The 17,595-nt window shown below is 52.9% G+C and carries 15 protein-coding genes; 6 read left to right on the forward strand and 9 right to left on the reverse strand.

Annotated elements, in window-relative coordinates; translation table 11 throughout:
- Positions 1 to 601 precede the first annotated feature (601 nt).
- Both BUA28_RS02425 and BUA28_RS02430 read right to left on the reverse strand, forming a co-directional pair.
- Entirely contained in the window at positions 602 to 1,276 is a 675-nt protein-coding gene (locus BUA28_RS02425) for an O-methyltransferase (protein WP_072766676.1), read from the reverse strand.
- A 264-nt stretch (positions 1,277 to 1,540) separates the two neighbouring features.
- Positions 1,541 to 2,215, reverse strand: coding sequence for an epoxyqueuosine reductase QueH (locus BUA28_RS02430; protein WP_072766528.1), 675 nt, complete (start codon positions 2,213 to 2,215; stop codon positions 1,541 to 1,543).
- 285 nt (positions 2,216 to 2,500) lie between these two features.
- On the opposite strand from BUA28_RS02430, the gene BUA28_RS15435 reads away from it, so the two are divergent.
- Both BUA28_RS15435 and lysA read left to right on the forward strand, forming a co-directional pair.
- On the forward strand, positions 2,501 to 2,671 hold the full coding sequence (locus BUA28_RS15435) for an LPS translocon maturation chaperone LptM (protein WP_143148416.1): 171 nt from the start codon (positions 2,501 to 2,503) through the stop codon (positions 2,669 to 2,671).
- Positions 2,668 to 3,924 (forward strand): diaminopimelate decarboxylase, encoded by a 1,257-nt coding sequence (lysA, locus tag BUA28_RS02440; protein ID WP_072766530.1) that lies wholly within the window; start codon positions 2,668 to 2,670, stop codon positions 3,922 to 3,924. Before BUA28_RS15435 ends, lysA begins: the two co-directional genes overlap by 4 nt.
- A 43-nt stretch (positions 3,925 to 3,967) precedes the next feature.
- Here the strand turns inward: lysA and mgtE are convergent, their stop codons facing one another.
- The 5 genes from mgtE to BUA28_RS02470 form a co-directional block, all read right to left on the reverse strand.
- On the reverse strand, positions 3,968 to 5,413 hold the full coding sequence (mgtE, locus tag BUA28_RS02445) for a magnesium transporter (RefSeq protein WP_072766531.1): 1,446 nt from the start codon (positions 5,411 to 5,413) through the stop codon (positions 3,968 to 3,970).
- A 287-nt stretch (positions 5,414 to 5,700) separates the two neighbouring features.
- A complete protein-coding gene (mtgA, locus tag BUA28_RS02455; RefSeq protein WP_072766533.1) occupies positions 5,701 to 6,393 on the reverse strand; it encodes a monofunctional biosynthetic peptidoglycan transglycosylase in 693 nt (230 codons plus the stop codon).
- Between the two features lie 24 nt (positions 6,394 to 6,417).
- Positions 6,418 to 7,254 carry a shikimate dehydrogenase gene (gene aroE / locus BUA28_RS02460; protein WP_072766534.1) on the reverse strand — a complete coding sequence of 279 codons (837 nt, stop codon included), beginning with the start codon at positions 7,252 to 7,254 and terminating at the stop codon, positions 6,418 to 6,420.
- Positions 7,255 to 7,317: 63 nt separating this feature from the next.
- Positions 7,318 to 8,199: an energy transducer TonB gene (locus BUA28_RS02465; RefSeq protein WP_072766535.1), complete on the reverse strand. Its 882-nt coding sequence runs from the start codon at positions 8,197 to 8,199 to the stop codon at positions 7,318 to 7,320.
- Positions 8,200 to 8,396: 197 nt separating this feature from the next.
- Positions 8,397 to 10,250 (reverse strand): ribonuclease catalytic domain-containing protein, encoded by a 1,854-nt coding sequence (locus BUA28_RS02470; protein ID WP_072766536.1) that lies wholly within the window; start codon positions 10,248 to 10,250, stop codon positions 8,397 to 8,399.
- Positions 10,251 to 10,896: 646 nt separating this feature from the next.
- Between BUA28_RS02470 and BUA28_RS02475 the strand changes: the two genes are divergently transcribed.
- Entirely contained in the window at positions 10,897 to 13,089 is a 2,193-nt protein-coding gene (locus BUA28_RS02475) for a di-heme-cytochrome C peroxidase (RefSeq protein ID WP_072766537.1), read from the forward strand.
- A 58-nt stretch (positions 13,090 to 13,147) separates the two neighbouring features.
- Positions 13,148 to 14,425, forward strand: a complete 1,278-nt coding sequence (locus tag BUA28_RS02480) for a cytochrome P450 (protein ID WP_072766538.1) — start codon at positions 13,148 to 13,150, stop codon at positions 14,423 to 14,425.
- 91 nt (positions 14,426 to 14,516) lie between these two features.
- On the opposite strand, the gene BUA28_RS02485 is transcribed toward BUA28_RS02480, so the two are convergent.
- Positions 14,517 to 15,185, reverse strand: coding sequence for an ankyrin repeat domain-containing protein (locus BUA28_RS02485; protein ID WP_072766539.1), 669 nt, complete (start codon positions 15,183 to 15,185; stop codon positions 14,517 to 14,519).
- Positions 15,186 to 15,562: 377 nt separating this feature from the next.
- Between BUA28_RS02485 and BUA28_RS02490 the strand changes: the two genes are divergently transcribed.
- Positions 15,563 to 16,084 (forward strand): DUF3617 domain-containing protein, encoded by a 522-nt coding sequence (locus tag BUA28_RS02490; RefSeq protein WP_072766540.1) that lies wholly within the window; start codon positions 15,563 to 15,565, stop codon positions 16,082 to 16,084.
- A 19-nt stretch (positions 16,085 to 16,103) separates the two neighbouring features.
- Here the strand turns inward: BUA28_RS02490 and mpl are convergent, their stop codons facing one another.
- Positions 16,104 to 17,465: a UDP-N-acetylmuramate:L-alanyl-gamma-D-glutamyl-meso-diaminopimelate ligase gene (gene mpl, locus BUA28_RS02495; protein WP_072766541.1), complete on the reverse strand. Its 1,362-nt coding sequence runs from the start codon at positions 17,463 to 17,465 to the stop codon at positions 16,104 to 16,106.
- On the opposite strand from mpl, the gene BUA28_RS15765 reads away from it, so the two are divergent.
- Positions 17,391 to 17,576 (forward strand): hypothetical protein, encoded by a 186-nt coding sequence (locus BUA28_RS15765; protein ID WP_176767828.1) that lies wholly within the window; start codon positions 17,391 to 17,393, stop codon positions 17,574 to 17,576. The genes mpl and BUA28_RS15765 overlap by 75 nt on opposite strands.
- The last annotated feature ends 19 nt before the right edge of the window (positions 17,577 to 17,595 follow it).

Below are 17,595 nucleotides of genomic sequence, written 5' to 3' on the forward strand. Positions count from 1 at the left end.
AAACTTCACAAGTCCTTTTTGGAAATAGCGCAAGCTTTGCAATTAATCGAAAATGGAGCGGCAAGATGAAAACTGAAAACATGAAACCGGAAAACAGTAAGGATGAAAGCGTCGAAAATGATAACGTTCTTGAACTTTTCCTGCTCGTGGTGTTGGCCGGATTGATGGGACTGGCTTCCTGAGGGTTGGAATTACCCGAATGACAAGAGGCCAAACGTAAATGGTCTCCACTGCCAGCCCCCAACTGGCAAAAGGAAGGCGGCCCCGCTACGGCTTCCCTGATAACCCGCATCCGCGGGTTTTTTATTGCTTGGGGACAAGTGTCGCCAAAGCAAGGCGGCAGGAAGATATAAGGAACGAAAACTAACCCCCCGCGAAATCAGGAAAATCTATAGGTCAGACTCGATCGGTCTTTTTCTTTCCATGGACATCCTTTGGCAGCCTTCGCTTCGTGAAGTCAGATGCTAGAGGTTCTGTAAACAGTATTGGGGACAGACGGAGCCAGTCCCTGCTCATTCATGAGCTTTCCTCGTTTTCAATGCAATAGCTGTCGCCTGAAAACCCCCGCCCAGCCTGGAGGCGACTTCAAACCACATTCCGATCAGCGGGGACCTGTAAAAATCGAGATCGACAAACCATCCCATCCCTTTATGCCCACTGTCTGAATCGCGGTCGAAGTCAATCGTGGTTCGGCGGCCAGAAGTTCAAAGAAGTGCCGTGTTCCCTGAACGTCCGGGTCGCTGCTGTCCGCATCCATCACCCGGCCCTTGCGAACGACATTGTCGCAAATGATCAGCGTCCCCTGCTGCGACAGCTTCAGTGCGCCCTTTAGGTACGTCGGATTGTTTTCCTTGTCCGCATCGATGAATACGAGATCGAACGGCTCCACATGATCGGCCGCGAGCTTTTCCAGGGTATCGGCAGCCCTGCCGACAATGATTGTGACAACATCCGACAAACCAGCCAATTCGATATTTTTTCGTGCAACCTCCGCATGGACGTGACTCACCTCCAGCGAAACGAGCGAGCCACCGGGCGGGAGCGCCCGTGCAAGCCAGATGGTGCTGTATCCGCCCAGCGTGCCGATTTCCAGAATGCGACGGGCGCCCCGGATTTGCGCCAGCATGTGCAGCAGCTTCCCCTGGTTGGGCGCGACATTTATCGACGGCAACCCTGCGTCGGTACAATGCTTCAGCGCTGCCTCCAGAACGGGATCTGCGGGTATCAGCATCTCCGAAAAATACGCATCGACGGCGGACCATTGTTCCAGACTCATGCAGAATGCCTCCTTATTATTTTTATCGCAAAAGAGCACGGCCATGTCGCCGGCTTTACTGCGCGCCCGAACGCACCTCGCATGGGCGCACTCCAGTTAATCAATGTCTATCTTATTCATGACGCTTTGCGACCTTGCCTAACCGGGATAATTCAGCAGCTTGAACAAAGCGCTCGAAATCAGTCTTTGCTTTTCGATAGGAATCGGCTGCTTCACTGAGACTTGGCAGCCGGCTGAGCGGGTGCGAACAAATTCCGCAGACCGTTAGCTCGACGGCTCATCCTTCTCCGCCGGGAAACCATAAAACTGGGAGCCGAGCTCAATCAGGGAACGACCCTGGCTTCTCCGGTGCCGGTTGGTATCGCGCAGCGAGTAGACGCAACCGCAATACTCCTGCTGATAAAACTCCTCGCGCTTGCTGATTTCGATCATGCGCGCCGAACCGCCACCCTTTCGCCAGTTGTAATCCCAGTAGACCAGCCCCTCATAGCGTCCTGCCGCGCGGCGACCGCAATCGTTGATCTGCTCCATGTTCTTCCAGCGCGAAATGCCGAGAGAGCTCGTTATCACGGGAAAGCCGTTCTCGAAAGCATACAGCGCAGTGCGTTCGAAGCGCATGTCGAAGCACATGGTGCACCGGATGCCGCGTTCGGGCTCCCACTCCATGCCTTTGGCGCGCGCAAACCAGTTTTCCGTGTCGTAATCCGCATCTATGAATTCGATGCCGTGCTTGTCCGCAAACCGGATGTTTTCATTCTTGCGCAGAAGGTATTCGCGCTCGGGATGAATGTTGGGGTTGTAGAAAAAAATGGTGTAGTTGATCCCGGAGACCAGCATGGCCTCCATGACTTCCCCCGAGCAGGGCGCGCAACAAGAATGCAGCAATACCTTTTTTTCGCCGCCGGGTGGGATGAGACTCGGCCTTTTCGTTTCGTCCATGGCATTAGGCTAACAGACTTGCCTATATTTTTCCACCGGTAGCCGCCTTTTCCGGTTGCCGGGAAAGGCTTTTCTTTGGTTCAAGCTCCGCGTCTGCCGCGCTTGTGGAAATGATTCACACAGCGTTGCTGACGTAAGCACGGCACCCTGGCTGCCTCGATAAATCGGGCTTGGAAAACGCTGAGGGCATTGCTCTGAGGAGCATCACTGGAAAACCTCGGGACGTAGTCAGTGGTTACTGATCTTTGTGTTAGTATTTCCACCTCATCTTTCTTGTACCAACCCATGCGTACGCTTTCTTCCGTCGTTGTGATAGTTTTGCTGCTCAGTGCTTGCGGCCTTAAAGCGCCTCTCTATCTTCCGCAGAAAGCGCCTCCGCCACAGAAATCGTCCACCCCGCAGAAGTCCCCTGCGCCCCAACCTCAACAGCCTTCAGATGAAGAGAGAAGGGAGTGAGCGGCTTCCCTTCATTCAGTTATCGTAATGGCAGGCTATGCGGTGAATCGGTTGAGCTGGATCGCATCGCCCGAGAGTTCGGCACGCCTTGCTATATTTATTCGCGCGCCGCGCTAACTGCCGCTTACAGAGAATTCGATGCTGCTTTTGCCGGGCGCGACCATCTGGTGTGCTATGCGGTCAAGGCCAATTCCAATCTGGCTATTCTCAATTTGTTCGCCCGCCTCGGCAGCGGCTTCGACATTGTCTCGGGCGGTGAACTGCAGAGGGTGCTGAAAGCCGGAGGCGATCCGAAAAAAATCGTTTTTTCGGGAGTCGGCAAGCAGCCTGAAGAAATGCGGGCGGCGCTTGACGCAGGGATACTTTGCTTCAATGTGGAGTCGGAAGCGGAGTTGAGAGTGTTGAATCAGGTCTCTGGGCAGATGAATAAAATCGCACCCGTGAGCCTGCGGGTCAACCCCGACGTCGATGCCAGAACCCACCCGTATATTTCTACCGGCCTCAAGGAGAATAAATTCGGTATTCCCTTCGACGAAGCGGAATCGCTTTATGTCTCCTCCCATGCATTTTCCAACGTACGCATTACCGGACTCGATTGCCACATAGGTTCGCAGTTGACCGAGCTCGCCCCTTTCGTCGAAAGCTGCGAAAAAATGCTGAGGCTGCTGGACCGTCTCGAAGCGCAGGGCTTGCAAATCGATCATCTGGATTTGGGCGGGGGGTTGGGAATTCGTTATTCCGGGGAAAATCCGCCTCTCGTCCGGGAATATATCGATGTGTTGCGCACCGGTATCGGCCAGCGTAAGCAGCGTATCCTGATCGAGCCTGGTCGCGCGCTGGTGGGAAACGCCGGTATATTGCTCACGCGGGTTGAGTATCTCAAGCATACGCCCCATCGCGACTTCGCCATTGTGGATGCGGCGATGAATGATCTGATGCGTCCGGCGCTATACGATGCTTATCATGAGATTCTTCCCGTTATTTCCGAGGATGACATGAGCGCTAAAACTTATCAGGTGGTCGGCCCTGTTTGCGAAACGGGCGACTTTCTCGGGCATGATCGGAAGCTGGCATTACGCCAGGGAGATTTGCTTGCCATCATGTCCGCTGGGGCATATGGCATGAGCATGAGCTCAAATTACAATACTCGTCCCCGCGCCGCCGAAGTGATGATCGATGGCGACGATGTTCATCTTATTCGAGAGCGAGAATCCATAGAGCAATTGACCGCCGGTGAGAAAATTCTGCCGTAGCTTAACTAGCAGCTTCAATTATGTGATCTCGCTCCTGGATTTGTTACACCAGAAAAATTGTAGCCAGCCCCAGAAAAATAAAAAAACCTCCGCTATCGGTAACGGCGGTAATCATCACGCTGGAGCCTGCCGCCGGGTCGCGGCCGAATTTATGAAGGGTCAGCGGTATCAGCACACCCACTGTTGCTGCCAGCAGTAAATTCAATATCATTGCCAACATCATTACCAGACTGAGGGGAATGCTGCGGTAAATCAGAAAAGCGAATATCCCTACCACGCTACCCCACATCAGGCCATTCACTGCGCTCAAACTGATTTCCTTGCCAAGCAGCATCCGGGCATTCCTTGGGTCAAGTTGCCCCAAGGCAAGCGCCCTCACAATCATGGTAATTGTCTGATTGCCGGAATTGCCACCGACCCCGGCAATAATCGGCATCAGCGCCGCCAGCGCTACCAGTTTTTCAATCGAATCTTCAAATATGCCTATTACGCGCGAGGCAATAAAAGCGGTCACCAGATTAATGGCTAGCCATGTCCAGCGGTTCTTCAAGCTTTTCCATACCGGCGCAAACAGATCCTCTTCCTGTCGCAGGCCAGCCAGGCTCAGCGCCTCGCTTTCTGATTCCTCGCGGATAAAGTCCATTACCGCGTTAACAGTCACGCGCCCGACAAGCTTATCTTCCGCATTTACCACGGGGGCCGAAACCAGATCGTAGCGCTCGAACGCCTGCGCCGCCCGATGCGCCTTCTCATCGGGATGAAACACTGTCATTTCGGTGGTCATCACCGAAACGACCTGCGCGCCGGGATCGCTGACCAACAGGCGGTTCAGCGGTAGCACGCCCTTGAGATACTCTTCCCGATCCACCACGAATAATTGATCAGTGTGGTCCGGCAATTCATCCAGCCGCCGCAAATAGCGCAGCACCACTTCCAGCGTGACATCCTCACGAATAGTCACAACGTCAAAATCCATCAGTGCGCCGACCGAATCCTCTGAATAAGACATGGCGGAGCGCAATTTCTCGCGCTCCTCCATCGGCAGCGACTGGAATACATCATCGAGAATATAACGTGGAAAATCGGAGGCGATGTCGGCAATTTCGTCAGCGTCAAGCTGCTCTGCCGCGGCGCGCATCTCGCGCCTGTCCATCGTGGCGATCAGCGTCTCACGTACCGCGTCCGAAACTTCCAGAAGAATTTCGCCGTCACGCTCCGCGTTGACCAGGTCCCAGATCAAAAGGCGGTCTTCCAGCCGCATCGCCTCCAGAATGTGCGCAATGTCGGCGGGGTGTAGCTTGTCCAGGAGCTTTTGCAGCTCAGCCAGATTCTGCTTATCCGGCCATTCTTCCTCGAATTCCCGGTCTGACGGTGCTGCATGGGCATGCGCAAGACTTTCGGCAAGCCTGTGCTCGTGCAACAAGTAGGTTACCCGTTGCAGATGCTCTTGCAGATTTTCTGTTTCCCTGAGGTTGTTTGCTTTTGTCATGACGGGTCGCCCTGGAACAGGATGGCCTGATTGTAGGGAAAATTGGGTCGGATATTATGACAGCGAGGACGCAGAACGCAAAATAAGCATTACCGGCCCCCAGCAGCCTGTCGGACTTGAAGAAACCTGCTGCAAAAGCGTGTGGCCGGTTCATATTTCGCCGCTTTTTCGGCTAATAGAATAACTATTGGCCTTCAAAATCCGCAAGGTGTGTCCTCACCCAGTCACTTTTTCGTTGCGATTCTTCAAATCCGACAGGCCCCCAGCTTTCCAACCTGTTCAGATTTTCAGGGAATTTGTGCCGATGCCATTCGGCTAAGGATGATCCCGGTTTTCTTCGATAACCAGGGTGTATTACGGTGCTTATCGTAAAAGCGAGGGTTGGTAATCATGGCCGCGAGGCGAGCAGCTTGTTCCGCAGTAATCGAAGAAGCGGAAACGCCGTAATAGTAGGGGATGGCAGCGCCCGCCCCGAACACTCCGTTTCCCCATTCAATCACGTTCAGATAAATTTCCAGAATACGGCGTTTGGACATCACGTTTTCCAGCATCAAGGTGATGATGGCCTCTTGAATCTTGCGCCCCGGGGTTTTTTCACTGGAAAGAAATAAATTCTTTGCCAGTTGCTGACTGATGGTGGAGCCTCCCGCAACAAGCTTGCCCTTTTTCACGTTTTTCTGATACGCGTTCTGAATAGCATCGAAATCGAACCCCTCATGCGCCAGGAATTTGCTGTCCTCCGCAGCGACGATCGCCCGCTTGAGATTGGGAGAAATTCGCTCGTAAGGAACCCATTGTGTACGCAATACCGCCGTTCTATTTCCTTGCCGTAATACTGCCAAACGATCTTCCATGAAAGCGCTGGAAGAAGGGTTGTAAGAATTCCAATAGACGACATGGCCGAAAATCCAGAATTGATAGGTGAAGACGATGCCGACAAGCAGCAAAAAGAGGCGCCAGAACCAGCGCTTGAAGAACATTCTCATGCGTTTGCTGCCGCAACCTTATATTTTCAACTTGTCGCGCCCATGCGATCTGAGCATTTCAATTACCGGTTCCGTTCGTGGTCTTAGTCCACGCCACAGGAAGAACGATTCCGCCGCCTGCTCCACCAGCATGCCGATACCATCAGCCAAATGACCCGCGCCCTGTTGCTTTGCAAATTGCATAAAAGGGGTATACCCGTTGCCGTACATCATGTCGTAAGCCAACGATTCGCTGGAAAAAATGCCGGATGGCAGCGCTGGAAGTTTACCATCCAGGCTGGCGGAGGTGGCGTTAATGACGAGATCAAATTTCGTTTCGTTCAGATCATCGTAGTCGGCAGACACGATATTTCCGTGGCGCGTAAACAGCTGCTGCAACGTATCGGCTTTTTGTCTGGTACGATTTGCGACAGTCAACAGATAAGGCTTATGCTCCAATAGGGGCAACACTACGCCGCGGGCCGCGCCCCCGGCGCCCATGAGCAGAACCTGCCTGCCTGCAAGTGAAAATTTCAGATTGGTTACGATGTCACGTAATAATCCGGCACCATCGGTGTTATCGCCGAAAATTCCGCTGTCATCAAACGCAAGCGTGTTCGCCGCTCCCGCCGCTTCTGCCCGCTCGGTCAGGCGGGTGGAAATCCTGCAGGCTTCAAGCTTGAACGGAACAGTGACGTTCACGCCTTTGCCTCCACGCGCCCTGAAACCCGCTATCGTTGCGGCGAACGCATCCGTCGGCGCCAGAATGGCCTCGTAATGTATATCTTGACCTGTTTGCCGCGCAAACTCGGCATGAATCAGCGGTGACTTGCTGTGGGCAACAGGGTTGCCGATGACGGCATAGAAATCGGTCATTAGCCAACCACTTGAATGGGTAAAAAGATATACGGACAGCGGCAGGCCTGGGGCCCGCGCCGTTCATTCGCTGGCCAACTCGTCCGAACGGGTAAATACCCAGGTGCGCGTAATGTGGAGGATGTCGGTATCTCGACTGATGTCGGGGGGGAAAGGAGCGAACCCATTTTGCCCGGCCAGGTTAACGATGCGTATCGCTGCTTCATCCAGAACCTTTCTCCCCGATGAGCGGTTTATTTCGATTGATTCAAGGCTGCCATCGGATTTTATCCCAACGGTGAGTTGCAGTTTTCCATAAAGCCCCTCCCGTCTGGCAGCTTCAGGGTAGTTAAGGTTGCCGATCCGTTCCACCTTGAGGCGCCAATCTTCGGCATAACGAGCGAAGCGGAATTCCTGCGTACGGGCACCGATGAATTTGCGCTTTAGCCGGTGCTGATAAGCTTCATAATTCACCGGTGTCTGCGCTTCGAGCCGTGCAATCGCGAGGCTTCGCTGAACCAACCCAGTGGTGTCAACCGCGTTCTGACTCTGTTCGGATTGCACCAAAGGGGGCTCAGCCTGATACATGAGTTGATCGCTATCAGCCTCTGTCATTAGCCGCTGCGTTTCCTGTTCAAGCTGCTCTGTTTCTTGCCTGCCTGTGTCAGTCTCCACTGCCTGATTATTTTTTAGCGGAAGCGGAAATGGAGCTTTCGCCCCGCGATCGCTGCGGGTATTGCCTCCACCCTCCAGATTGGCCTGCGCCCACGCATCTGCCTTGCTCGGCTTGGACGCGGACTTGCTGTTCACCAATACCACTTCCAGCGGGTTACCGGCTTTGCTATCCTTGGGAAGGGGAGACTTGAAGTTGATGCCGAACAAAACAGCTGCATGGCAGACCACGGATATCAATAGCGCCAGCTTCAGACGTGAGGACCCATTCAGCAACCAGCCGTGAGTTGCCATTGTGTCGAAACCAGATATATTCGGAATGGCGCTCAATCTCGGAACCGTGCGGACGCTAGGTTGAGGAACGGATTTTATGGAACATCAGGATAATTCCCGAGCTGAAAGGCACGACGGTGAACATGGACTAGTTCGGCGTTTCCGGCGTCATTTTAAACAATAAAACCCCATTCGTCACATCGAATGCAAGAATAACTTCATGCTTCTTGTTTATTCAGGAATTTTGCGTTGAAAGTGAGTTCCAGCAAATCAATATTGGAAATCTCAACTTCAATATTCGTTTCAGGCGGCACTTCCGGTAACGAGGCAATCCGTACCACCAGTGGAAGGCGGTCCAACTTCACCAGATTTTCTTTCAATACCTGCGCCCCCGTTGTACTGATATTTTCCTGCAACAGCCAACGCAGGCACCAATAGCGCTCCATGGCGCGCTGAAAATCTGTGTAAACCTCATAAGTCGCTTCGAAATCCCGCATGAACGTCTGCAGACTCTCGCCCTCTCTTGTGTAAGGCGGCGTCTCTCCGCGCAATAGCGCAACCAGTTGACGTTGATTAATGAAATCGACATATCGGCGCATAGGCGAACTGATCCAGGCATACTGCGAAACACCCAGTGCCTGATGCGGTGCGGGAGAGGTACTTATTTTAACCTTGCCGCCACCCTGGCTACGATAGATGCCGGCAACGCTATTGTCTGCGAGCAGCTTGCCCCATTCGGAATTAACGTAAATCATCAATTCCGATACCACCTTGTCAATCGGGGAGCCCCGCCGGCGCTGACTGATATCGATACGATCATCCTTGACGCTGAAGCAGTAATCGATTCGCTCATTATTGCTGTCGTTGGCCTTGCCCCGGAGTGCCTCCGCCTTGCGGGCGAAGTTCCAGAGCGACAGCAGCTCTTTTCCGAAAGGATGATCCAGCTTTCCTCCCGCCAGGGTAGACTCGTTAAAATGTTCTTCCAGCGTGTCATGTCTCAGGTTAGCGGCAATCCTCACTTGTTCGATACGGCTGCTTGTGGCAAAAACGGTGAAGTCATCGGCGACGTCGAGATACATCGAAACCACCGGGCACAACCGTTTTTCGCATAATGTATAGTGCTGTATCACGGCGTCCGGAAACATCGTGATCTTCTGGCCCGGGATATATACGGTTGAAAGGCGCTCTGCCGCCAAGGTATCCATCGGCGAACCCGGCGCGATGCCCAAAGTCGGGACAGCGATATGGATACCGATGCGGACGCTCCCCAGCGTCAGCGGGGTAACTGAAAAAGCGTCGTCAATTTCGGTAGTGGTGACGTCATCTATACTGAAGGCAGCCACATCCGCAATGGGCAAATCCGTCGGGACGTGCAGATCCCCGCAATCGAATGCCCCGAACTCGGTACCTTCAGGAAAATGCTCCAGCAGAAAACGGTTGAGATGATAGTCATGCGTGGAGGGGATTGCACCGCATTTCTCCAGCAACTGGGAAACGCTCAGTTTGCTTGCAGTACAAGCGGCTTCAAGCGCTTTCCACTCGACTGTATTCTTGTCGGGACGATAAAGCAGGCTGGATAGCGACGGCTTGAATTCTTCCGGTAATGAGAACTCGCTCAGTAATTGCGTATAGCGCGCCTGCTGTTCCGCCTGGCGACGTCTTTTTTCCTGGCCCGCAAGCGCCGCCTCAAGCGCTTTCGGTGGCGCAGCCTTGTAGCGCCCGCGACCCTTCTTGTAAAAATACATCGGCGCACTGTGCAGCCGTATCAACACAGCCGCCGCTTCCTCGGGAGTGGCGACATGACCGAAATAATCTGCAGCCAGCGCGTCGCTGGCAAACTCCGCCTCGATCTCGCAACATTCCCAAAGAAAATCAGGATCCAGATCTTCCGCCTTCTTTTGCGCAAGATCCATGAATTCGGACAGCGAGGGCGCGTCAAACCGAAGCAGCACCGAAGCCGCTTTTATTTTTGCACGCTTGCCGTGAGGCGCCTCCACTTGAAGCGAGGTCGTGTTGTCGGCAAGTATCGAACCCACCTTGAAGGTGCCTTCCTCTTCGTAAAAAACATTCATGAAATAGTTTGCGGAGCAACGCCGTTAAAGATTATAGGAAGCGCAAATGCACCGGTTCAGCTCTGTAACGCCGGCAAATTATAACCGGAACGTAACACCTCCCGAGGTTCGGAAGAACCTTCCGCCTGGGTAGAATACAGGCGATGATACCAATCCGCGGCAGCCGCTTTTTGGTGCCTGCCAATTCAGGGTGCCAAGAAAACCATAAAATACCCAAGATTTAGACTGCAATTCGGGGCAAAAGTTTTCTTTCAAGCATCCGTTATATAACGAAAATTGTCAGGGATATTAGCACAGTGAGCATCTCCTTCTACTTCGACCCGGATGGGACAGTACCGGAACGGTTCGTCTGTCGGCACATCTGTTACGGAAAAACGAGAAAAGTCTACCCCTTGCCTCGTCCCCTCCTTTGCTCAAGCCCATCAAATCCGGCTGGAACTCATCCGCCCAATCATTCGAGATGCGCTGACGCCTGTTGAGCTGGTTTCAAGCTTGATCATTTTCATACTCTACGGATTGTGCGATTAGAGCTATGCTAAACAGCGCAGTCCACCGCCTGGCGCCAGATATTTTGCGGAAATAAACTATAATTATCTTAGAGCGTTACTCTTATTCTCATCCTCTCATTCTCGGTAAAGGGACTATTGTGAACCAATCTTTTGCTGCGTTAGAAAAACGGCGCGCATTTTTCATTCCCGCGCTGATCCTCGTGATCGCGCTTTTGCCTGCCTGTGCAGCATTCGACAAAGACCCGGACCGGGGCGCAACCACAGTGAAGCAGGACGTTTTCGGCGATCAGTTCAATACAGTGGAGTACCTTCCCAGCCAGAACTGGCAACCTGCCGACAGCTTATGGTTTTACAGCGTGACGCAGGGATCGAGCATGATGCCCTATGATTTCTTCATGGTACTGGAAAAAAAAGGCACCTCGGAACCATTTCGATCCAATGAGAACATGAATGGCTACCGCTATCTGCCGCAGAAGACAACTTCCAGCAATCCCGATGCACTGCCGGTCGGCTTCGTCAAGGATACATACAAAGGCCATGATTACATAGGCCTGACTTGCGCCGCCTGCCACACGGGGCAAATAAACTACAAGGGCAAGGGAATACGTATCGATGGCGGTCCGGCAGGGGCTGATATGGAAACGTTCATGGCGGATATCATCCGCGCAATGAAAGCTACCCTCGAAAATGGCGAAGCCCGGAAACGGTTCGTGGAGAACGTCCTGGCGCGCGGAAACTATAAAACAGAGGCGGAAGTCGAGGCTGATCTCAGAAAATACATCCAGCGTCTCACCAATTACATTACGATCAACTACAGTACGACACATTACGGCTATGCGCGGCTGGATGCATTTGGACGAATCTATAACCGGGTGTTGGAACATACCGTAAACGTCAAAGCGCTCAGGGAGTTATTGCGCGACCCCATGGTGATGAGAAAAGGGGTGCTAAGTGAAGAAGAACTGGACGCCTTATTCCGCGATGTTGACAATGTGCGTGTTCTAAGCGGAGAGCAGCGTGATCGAATAGTTGAAAATCTAATGAAAGCCTTGAACGAGAAGAAAGGGCGGGATGCGCTCGAATCGCTCTGGAAGCTAAGGACAAAGCTGTTCAATATGCCTAATGCCCCCGTCAGCTATCCTTTCCTTTGGGACACCCCTCAGCATGATTATGTTCAATGGAATGGGCTAACGGAAAATGCTGGCCTGAAGGCTATCGCTCGCAACGCGGGAGAGGCGATTGGCGTATTCGGCACGTTGGATTGGACGGAAAGAGAGGGATTTTCATTGCCGGCATTCATTACCGGCCAAGGCTTGTTCAGCAAGCACATTAGCTACGACTCTTCCGTTAATGTAATGAATTTACGCCGGATAGAGGCTCGCCTATTAACCCTGCAATCTCCACTGTGGCCAGAAAATATTCTTCCGCCCATTGACAAGGCTCGTCTCGTGAAGGGGAGATCGCTGTTCAATCAGCATTGCGTAAGTTGTCATACCAACCTCAAACGCGACGATCCTGATCGCCGCATTGTGGCGCATATGTCGAGGGCCCGCGATGTCGGTACCGACCTCCAGATGGCTGAGAACAGCGTAAATTACCAGGGTTACTCAGGCATACAACGAAATCTATATGTTGGCGCCGGTGGGGTGGGTGACATCTTGCTCGATCAGCGCGCGCCGGTTTCGGCCTTGTTGACAAAAGCGACAATAGGGGTCGTCGCCAACCCCGAACCGGACAAGTGGTTCCTGCAGCGTTGGGGCGAGTGGGCCTATAATCTGGCGACAGGGTTTCGTGATAATGTGATCAAACCTTCGATCAAACACGGCGATTATGACCCCGACACGACAGCCAATCCGGTTGCCTCGCTGAAATCGTACAAGGCCCGGCCGCTGAACGGCATCTGGGCAACCGCGCCTTACCTGCATAATGGTTCCGTACCTACGCTCTACGATTTGCTGCTGCCGAAAAAGCGACCCGGAGACCCCGAAGGCGGGGAATACCGGCCTGATGAGTTCGTAGTGGGATCGCGGGAATTCGAGCCCGACAAGGTTGGGTTCAAAAGCAGCGGTTACGAAGGCTTTACATTTAATACCAAGGGAATCTGGGACGACAGGACAGGAGACTATACCAAGGGAAACAGCAATGCCGGGCATGAGTACGGGGCAAGACGCGTAGCCGACGAGTCTAATGGATCTGTAGACCAGAAGGATAGAGACCTGTGTTCGAACGACAAGATCAAAGATGAAGATGAGTCCATCAAAGGCAAATGCCTGTATCCCATGTCCAGGGAAGACCGCCTCGACCTGCTTGAATATTTGAAGACGCTATGATCCGGACCTGCTTTGATTTTTCGACATTCGCTATATACAAACGATAAGGGAGTTACCGATGAGTGCAAGTCATTACCTGGAGCAATATGATGCCGCTGCCGATTCAGAAAAATTTGGATTGGTCCGCCGTTGGATCGATACGGAACCCTTGCCGTTTTTTAAGGAATTGCGCGAAAAGCGGCCGATTCTGGTGACATCGAAATGCACCTTGGTCACACGCTTCGACGATGTCAGGGAAGTCCTGAACATGCCCAAGGTATTCACGGTTGCGCCTTACGCACCAAAAATGGGCAACTACCTGATGATGCATGATGACGATGCCTTGCATACACGTGAAAAATCCCTGATGCAGTGCATGTTGAATCGCGATGACCTGCCGGCGGTGCGCGAAATGGTGGGCAAGGTTTCCAGGGAGATACTCGACAATGCCCATGGCAACATCGAGTTGGTCGGCAATTATTGCCGCATGGTGCCTGCCACCCTGGTGCGGGAATATTTTGGGCTTACCGGAGCAAAGCGGGCCGATTTGATCGAATGGTCTTACTGGAACCAATGCGATACCTTTCATAATCATCCTTTTGACGCGCAGCCGCCGGAAAAATCCCAGCACATCATCGACCGTCACAATGAAACTTCCAAAGAACTGGGCAAGTTCATCGTCGAACTTATTGCTCGCCGTTTGCTGCAAGTAAAGGCTGAACAACTCACCTTCTCGACTCTCATTCGGCTGGACGATGATATCGTGACCAGAATGTTGCGCACGGATTATCCAAAACAACTGGATTTTGATATCAAACGCCTGGGGATTAACGCGGGCGGTCTTTTGATCGGCGCCATCGAGACAACCTCGCAGGCCGTTGCGCAGGTGATGCAATATCTGCTGGACCGCCCGGAATGGCTCGCCAAGGCAACAACCGCTGCTCAGCAGGAAAACACCGCTGAATTCGATGGCTTCGTCTGGGAGGCCCTGCGCTTCGTGCCGATCACGCCTTATTTGTTCCGCACTTGCGAAAGCGACTATACCGCAGCCAAGGGCACGGAACATGCAACGTTGCTTCGCGCGGGAACCTATGTGCTGCCGGTAACCTTGTCGGCAATGTTCGATGAGAGAGCGTTCGAATCACCAGACGAGTTTATCCCGAAGCGTAACTGGTATAACTATTTTCATTTCGGCTTCGGCAGCCATGAGTGTCTGGGGCGCTACGTCGGCATGGTCATGATCCCGGAGATGGTACGCCAGGTCCTGATCCGGCGGAACATTGCGGCTAAAGCCCCCATCGACTATAAGGATGGCCCTTTCCCCGAACAGTATCACCTTTCCTGGGCCGTGGAATGAAGGATGCGTCATCCTGAGATAGCGGGGTCGATCTGGCGGTTAAGACTGCCGGTGAGGTTGAACAAGGTCTGCGCCGGGCGTAGACCTGTAGTTACCGGGCTCCTGCATCCTTGAGTAGTTTTACTACATCCTGGTGACGATACCTGGATGCCAGCATCAGTGCTGTTGCGCCGTTACCTGCTGTCGCATTCACATCGGCCTTGGCGGAAAGCAGTGTTTGCACCACTCCAGTATGGCCGATCTGCGATGCAAGCATCAGTGCGGTAGCGCCATTGCCTAATCTACCATCCACATCGGCCCCGGCGGCGAGTAGCATTTGCACGATCTGCCGTTGCCCCTCCTGTGCGGCCTGCATCAATACGGTAACGCCATCGGCTCTCCTGGCATTCGCGTCGGCCTTGGCGGAAAGCAGCTCCTGCACTACTTGCCGGTGACCTTTTTGTGAAGCCTGCATCAACGCGGTAGTGCCGTTGAGCGTCTTTGCGTTTACATCTGCCTTGGTTTCGATCAGCAATTGCACCACCTCTTCATAGCCGTTCTGCGATGCCGCTATCAAGGCGGTGACACCGTCGGGCGCCCGGGCATTCACATTGACTTTTGCAGCGAGCAGTGTCTTGACCCGAGAGAGATCACCGTTGCCGGATGCAGCAATAAGCCTTTCCTCATCTATATTCGCCCACGTACTCGCCGCGGTGCACAATAAAAACATCGCGCCCAAAATGGAGAAACTTCTGCCGATTATTCCAATTTCGTTTTTCATACCAGCCCTCATATTCCTGATTCGAGTTGCGGCAGGAATAATAGTTGCGCTACCCTCGTTCCGGTTCACGCCTATTCCGTTCATTTTTCCGCTGGCTCGTGCGAACCGACAACGCTGGCTCCTGCTGTACCGACAAAGTAAATTGATCCGAAAATACAGTCATCCTTTTAGTTTTGACGGCAATACTCTACACTTGTCCAGCTCAATAAATGTCGAAGTTATATTATCCCGAATCCGGGAGTTGACCGCTCATTTTTCGGATCATTCACCGATCAAGCGCTATAACCGAAGGTTTTTTACCCTTTTACCTCCTAAGCTTCACCTTCCTGGGTGAGCTCGCTACGGGGCAGATTCAGGATTATTTTTTTAAGGAATTGATGCGAAAACTCTTTTTATTACTATCATTGCTATCGATAGTTTCAGCTGTTAGTGCTGCCGAAAATCATATCCGTCCCGGATTATGGGAAGTCACAACCACGTCAATGCTGTTGGCGCTGGTGCCCCAGATTCCGCCGGAGCAGATGCAGAAATTGACCAGCCTGGCCAAACAATACGGATTGGATATGCCTCAGATCCAGAATGGGGCGGCGACATCCAGAGTCTGCATTACGCAGCAAATGGCGGATGAAGAAATTCCATCTTATTTTCACGTACAGGAATCGGGTTGTAGCATCAAAAATGCGATTCGAGCAGAAAACAGCTACAAAATGGATCTCGTCTGCACCCATTCTCAACTAAAAGGCAATGGACGAGCTGAAGGAACATTTATTACTCCCGAGCGCTTCTCTGGATGGACCATATTTAATGGTACGGTACAAGATAATCCCGTCAATGAGCACGCGGATACCAGTGGCCGGTGGATCAGTGCAAGTTGTGGAACGGTTAGGTCAGCGCATTGATCTCGCACTTATCTGGCACTCAGCTCGTCACTCCGTAACGGTCGCGCATAGCTACCAGCAGTTTTTCATGGATTCCGCCGAAACCGCCGTTGCTCATGATGAGTATGTGATCGCCGGGCGTGGCGGTAGCTATAATGGCTCCGATCAGCGCGTCCAGGTCGTCATGGTATATGGCTTTCTCACCCAGGGAAACCAACGCCTCTTTCACATCCCAGCCCAAATTGGCCGTATAGCTAAATACCAGGTCCGCAGCCGCAAGGCTATCCGCCAGGCTGTCTTTCCATAAACCCATCTTCATCGTGTTGGAACGAGGTTCCAGCACTGCGATGATGCGAGCATCTCTCGTCTTATCGCGCAGGCCCTGGAGCGTTGTCCGGATGGCTGTGGGGTGATGGGCAAAATCGTCGTAGACGACGATGCCCTCGACCATACCTCGGACCTCCATCCGGCGCTTGACGTTCTTGAATTCCAGTAGCGCACCGATGGAAATATTTACGGGGATACCGGCGTGGCGGGCAGCGGCCAACGCAGCAAGTGCATTCATCCGGTTGTGTTCGCCCAGCAATTGCCAATGCAGCGTTCCCTGAGGTTCGCCCATCAAAGAAATAGCGACTTGGCCGTCGGCAAGAATATCAGCCTGCCAACCGCTTGCTACCCCTACCCTTTCCACAGGTGTCCAGCACCCCCGGTTCAACACACGCGTCAGGCTCTCTTCCCGGCCATTGGCGATGATAAGGCCGTTGCCGGGAACTATCCGTACTAGATGGTGAAACTGCTGCTCGATCGCGGCAAGATCGGCAAAGATGTCCGCATGATCAAACTCCAGATTATTGAGTATTACAGTTCTTGGGTGAAAGTGGACAAACTTGGAGCGCTTATCGAAAAAAGCGGTGTCATATTCGTCCGCCTCGATGACAAAAAAGCTTGAATTACCCAGTCTGGCGGATGACCCGAAGTTTTCCGGTATGCCACCAATGAGGAACCCCGGCGCCAATCCCGCGTATTCAAGGATCCATGCCAGCATTGCGCTCGTGGTCGTCTTGCCGTGCGTGCCGGCAACAGCCAGAACCCATTTGTCGCGCAAGACATTATCCGAAAGCCACTGGGGACCCGAAACATAGGGAAGGCCACGGTTGAGAATTTCCTCCATGAGCGGGTTGCCGCGCGTCACTACGTTACCAATTACGAACAGGTCGGGATTCAGTTGGATTTGTTCCGGCGAAAACCCTTCAATCAACTCAATTCCTTGAGAAATGAGTTGGCTACTCATGGGTGGATACACGCCCGCGTCGCAGCCGGTTACTCTATGGCCGGCTGCTCGCGCGATCGTCGCTATACCGCCCATGAATGTGCCGCAAATGCCGAGAATATGAATATGCAAAGCTTAGCCCCTGAATTTCGTGAATATGAAAATGAAAAGGAACACGCGCCAACCAGTGCTTTGCAGCGTAAAATTGAAGCGCAATCAACCGCTCCTCGTGAAAAAAAGTGAATGGGAATGTATCGTAGTA

This window comes from Nitrosospira sp. Nsp11, from assembly GCF_900142705.1.
Taxonomy (GTDB): Bacteria; Pseudomonadota; Gammaproteobacteria; order Burkholderiales; family Nitrosomonadaceae; genus Nitrosospira.